This window comes from Pantoea sp. SJZ147 (assembly GCF_007828605.1).
Classification (GTDB): domain Bacteria; phylum Pseudomonadota; class Gammaproteobacteria; order Enterobacterales; family Enterobacteriaceae; genus Pantoea; species Pantoea allii.
Window position 1 is genome coordinate 1 of sequence record NZ_VIVB01000033.1, and the last position, 1,001, is coordinate 1,001.

Genomic DNA, 1,001 nt, shown 5'->3' on the forward strand with positions numbered 1-1,001 from the left:
GAAGGTGTGCTGTGAGGCATGCTGGAGGTATCAGAAGTGCGAATGCTGACATAAGTAACGATAAACAAGGTGAAAAACCTTGTCGCCGGAAGACCAAGGGTTCCTGTTCAACGTTAATCGGAGCAGGGTGAGTCGACCCCTAAGGCGAGGCCGAAAGGCGTAGTCGATGGGAAACAGGTTAATATTCCTGTACTTGGTGTTACTGCGAAGGGGGGACGGAGAAGGCTATATCAGCCGGGCGACGGTTGTCCCGGTTTAAGCGTGTAGGTGTGTGTTCCAGGCAAATCCGGTTCACTTTACACTGAGGCGTGACGACGAGGCACTACGGTGCTGAAGTGATAAATGCCCTGCTTCCAGGAAAAGCCTCTAAGCATCAGGTAACACAAAATCGTACCCCAAACCGACACAGGTGGTCAGGTAGAGAATACCAAGGCGCTTGAGAGAACTCGGGTGAAGGAACTAGGCAAAATGGTGCCGTAACTTCGGGAGAAGGCACGCTGCCACCAGGTGAAGTCACTTGCTGACGGAGCTGAAGGCAGTCGAAGATACCAGCTGGCTGCAACTGTTTATTAAAAACACAGCACTGTGCAAACACGAAAGTGGACGTATACGGTGTGACGCCTGCCCGGTGCCGGAAGGTTAATTGATGGGGTTAAGCGCAAGCTGAAGCTCTTGATCGAAGCCCCGGTAAACGGCGGCCGTAACTATAACGGTCCTAAGGTAGCGAAATTCCTTGTCGGGTAAGTTCCGACCTGCACGAATGGCGTAATGATGGCCAGGCTGTCTCCACCCGAGACTCAGTGAAATTGAAATCGCTGTGAAGATGCAGTGTACCCGCGGCAAGACGGAAAGACCCCGTGAACCTTTACTACAGCTTGACACTGAACACTGAGCCTTGATGTGTAGGATAGGTGGGAGGCTTTGAAGCGTGGACGCCAGTCTGCGTGGAGCCATCCTTGAAATACCACCCTTTAATGTTTGGTGTTCTAACGTAGGCCCGT

At 52.2% G+C, this 1,001-nt stretch carries 1 rRNA gene; it reads left to right on the forward strand.

The features are described from left to right. A 23S ribosomal RNA gene (locus FBY13_RS23345) occupies positions 1-1,001 on the forward strand; the annotation flags it as partial.